This window comes from Bartonella queenslandensis AUST/NH15 (assembly GCF_000312585.1).
Classification (GTDB): Bacteria; Pseudomonadota; Alphaproteobacteria; order Rhizobiales; family Rhizobiaceae; genus Bartonella; species Bartonella queenslandensis_A.
Genome location: NZ_HE998013.1, coordinates 29,255 through 32,936, shown reverse-complemented (window position 1 = coordinate 32,936; position 3,682 = coordinate 29,255). Strand labels below are relative to the sequence as shown.

Here is a 3,682-nt window from a genome sequence, read left to right as displayed (position 1 = left end):
GATTCAAGTTAGAAAATACGAGCATCAGGAAAAACTTTGTTGAAAGTTTTTCTGGAAAACAAAATGGCTGCATCTCCCTATAAGACAATGTTAAAGCCCTATGAGAGTAATGTTAAAGAAAGTGAATAAATCTTTTAGGGCACATCATTTTATTTTGCTGAAGTGAGTCAATGCAGAGTCATAGAAAATAAATTTCGACAACAATAAGCTGCACTTATCTTCTGAATGTAAAAAAGAAGTCTAAAATGCATGGGATATCTTTTATTTTCTAAATCATCTTAATACGTGTTTTTGTAAAATTGTTTACTTACGCATCATCAAAGTATATTTACAATAATGGTATTTTAACATAGATCTGCTCCTGTCGCATGAGTGTCGAATAATAAAAAAATGAAGTTAAGGGGGGATCATGGATCATACAGGATGTAACGAATAATTAAGAAGAATTCTTTTTCCTAGATAACTTTTCAGGGAGAAGTTTATTTGATGAATATGTGGGAAGTGCGATGGAGTAGCAATATATTTTGGGAAAATACACCTGTGTTCTTGCCCGTAAAGAGGATGCAATTTTCGGTGTAGGTAAAGCAGTTTATGATTAATGAAAGAAAAGACTGGGAAATTTGGTATTTCTTGCTGCACAATGGATCGAGGAAAAGACGGTGGAAGAAGCTTATTATTCGCTATCGTCAATCATGTTAAGAGAAGATTTTAACCGCGCATTTGGCTTTCTTGTGTTTAATCACTTTCTTGTTTTGGCTGGGACATCGGAGAATATCTTTAATAATCGATATTCCAGAAATTATCTTCATTATCAAAGCTATGGTATGGATCCAGAGTCCGTTCAGCAAACACTTTCACAAAAAGTGATGGTAATTCTAGGATGTGGCAGAATTGGTAACCATGTATCAGCGATACTTGCTGCCTCTGGTGTAGGGAAATTAATTCTTGTCGATAATTGATGTGATCGAGATGATCAACCTTACCAGACAAATTCTTTTTACAGAACAAGACGTAGGGCTTCCTAAAACAACGGTTCTTCGACGTGAGCTAATACGAAGGAATAGTCAGATAGAAGTCACAGAACTACAGATGTCAATCACAACAAAAACAGATCTTAACAAACTGCCCAGAGCCGATTTGTGGATCATTTCTGCAGATGAGCCTGTTCATTTGGTATCATGGACAAATGAATGGTGTGTAAAAAATCAACAAGCTTATATAAATTCTGGATATGTCAATGACATTGCTGTATTTGGACCTTTTTACATGCTTGGGAAAACGGGCATGCTATGCATGCAGCTCATCTATAGGAAATCTTCCCCCAAAAAATGATCATGCAATATACGATGCGTGTACTGCTATCCATAATAATTTTAAAGTTGCAACATTTCCTCCTGTTAATGCCCTTTCGTCCTCAATGTGTGCCAATGATATTCTTAAATTCTTAGGTGGTTATGGCGATATACTTTCTACTGATCGCCATGGAGGGATATGGAGTAGCAAGCTTTTCACAGAAGAGCGTTCCCTAAAAAAGAATCCTCATTGCAAGGTCTATGGAACAGAACAATGAACAAATCTCGCATCCTAGCTCTTACTTATGGAGCCTATAATGCTGTACGGATGTTGATTGGTGTCTACCATGCGATTTTTTTTAATGTCTATGGGGGTTGGTTTAGCGCAATTGGCTCTACTACAAGTCGCTTTTTCTGTTACCATTTTGCTTCTTGATTTTCCTTGTGCTGTTTTGGCTGATAGATATCGGCGTAAATACTCCGTTTTGGCTGCGGTCCTTATGACAGGAGTGTTTTATCTTCTCTGCCTTAAAGCACCCCATATGACGGCACTCATCATTGCACAAATTCTCTATGCAGCGGGAATTTGTCTCATTGTAAGCGCCATTGATGGCTGGATTTATCATTCTCTAGGCAATAAGCAGGATCACTTTTCTCATTATGCACATCTCTATCACCAGGTTAATTCTTTCGGTAGCATTATCAGTGGTATCATAGGAATTGGAACGATATATTACTCTGGACAGTATTTCATAGGATATATCATTTCATGCTTTATGATGGGAATCATTTTTGTGATATTTTGTATTGTACCTGAAGAGCCGAAATCAGTGAATGAAGGGACAAAAACAAAAAACATTCTGCATAATGCTAAGGAAACGCTCTGGATCTTTCAAAACACCGTGGGAGGAGTGTGGTTTATTTCTCTTATGTGCCTTTTTAGTGCCGGCATCCAAATTATTTACCATTTCTGGTAGCCTATCATACTCTCAGGTGCAAAAGTCAATCATCTCACCGACGCGCAAATGTTGATACTGATGTTCTGTCATATAGGAGCTTTTTCAGCGCAATATTTTTCAAACTTGCTCATGTCTCAATATCATGTTCTTGATAAAAAATATAAAAATTCTGTAAAATATTTTTCGTTCTTTTCTGCTCTTATGTGCGTTGCTCTTTATTTTTTCGTCCACACTAATCAAAATGTTGCGTCGGTTATCGCATTTTCTTTAATCCATGGATTTATTTGCACTGTACCAATAGGCGCAAAGAGTCTGTTTTTCTCAGAACTTAGCCAAGAACAAACCCAACATATTTCCGGTGTCGTTGGCGCTGTATCTTTTAGTGGAAGAATGTTTTCTGTGGTGGTTTTAAGTGTTATTTCTTTTCTTCCTGCAAAAATTTCACCCTCTTATTATCTTATTTTGCCAACAATAACTTTTTTCATGTGTGGTGTGGTCCTCATGAGATGGATAAGACACTCTGGTAAATCTATTTTGAGAAAACTATAGGGTAAATATGTTTTAAAAAATGATGCTTTTAAAGTTTTTCAGCTCAAGAAAATGATCACGGTTTGTTTTACTCATGGAGAAGAGCAATCAATCTGTTACCAGAAATTTTTCTATGCTGTAAATGATTGCGTGAAGCACATTCTAAATCATAAAAGACTCTGTATAGTCAATCTGGTTTATTTCACCAAACACAATTTCTAGCATTCTTTTGAAAAACTGCAACTTTGCCTTTACTAAAGAGTGTAGAGAAAGAAACTTTATCATTAACCGTGAAGACACTGAAAAAGAGGGGAGACTTTGAGATATCGAAGCTTTTTATGAAGTTTGTTTCGCCCTTTTTACTTCTTATTGCTATCCGCATGCGTTTTCTCGTGGAGGAAGGTAATGTAGAGGCGCTGTTCCACGTATAATTATTCCCAAGTAGTGTTTATTGTGCTTGATAGGCTGATATCTTTCTTTGATATTGAATGTATAGGCATAGATGATCAATCTTTTACTATTTATAACAAAGAGATCATTTGGATTATCTCTTTATGAGTTATGCTTTGAAGATTATTAAAGTATTGCCACATGAAATAGCTGCTATGTGCAATAGAGAAATGGTTGAACGTGATCTTGCTGAGGTATTTTCTTATTCCCAAACGCTTACAAGCAAAGTTTGGCCACTGCTGTATTCACATTGGAAGCTGACCGTTTATAAGTAAGGACATTAAATTGTGCAGACAACCCATCATAGAGGAGCACTTTTCCCACTAATGGATCTCCGATGTTTGTGATCATTTTAATAGTTTCCATTGCTTGTAGAGTTCCAATAACGCCAGGTAAAGCACCGATGATTCCAGCTTCAGCACATGTTGGAATAGTATCGGGAGCAGGAGGGGT

General features: G+C 36.6%; 3 protein-coding genes and 1 pseudogene. 3 read left to right on the top strand and 1 reads right to left on the bottom strand.

Translation table 11 applies throughout. From position 1 onward, the window contains the following. The first annotated feature begins 620 nt into the window (after positions 1-620). The 3 genes and pseudogenes from BN338_RS13535 (at position 621) to BN338_RS08235 (ending at position 2,800) form a co-directional block, all read left to right on the top strand. Positions 621-959, top strand: a complete 339-nt coding sequence (locus BN338_RS13535; RefSeq protein WP_280109529.1) for a ThiF family adenylyltransferase — start codon at positions 621-623, stop codon at positions 957-959. Next, positions 946-1,332, top strand: a complete 387-nt coding sequence (locus tag BN338_RS13240) for a ThiF family adenylyltransferase (RefSeq protein ID WP_280109528.1) — start codon at positions 946-948, stop codon at positions 1,330-1,332. Before BN338_RS13535 ends, BN338_RS13240 begins: the two co-directional genes overlap by 14 nt. Before the next feature lie 234 nt (positions 1,333-1,566). Next, positions 1,567-2,800, top strand: a pseudogene (locus tag BN338_RS08235) (MFS transporter). 645 nt (positions 2,801-3,445) lie between these two features. Here the strand turns inward: BN338_RS08235 and BN338_RS08230 are convergent. After that, the coding region (locus BN338_RS08230) for a ThiF family adenylyltransferase (RefSeq protein ID WP_039760912.1) at positions 3,446-3,682 on the bottom strand (237 nt) is incomplete at its 5' end.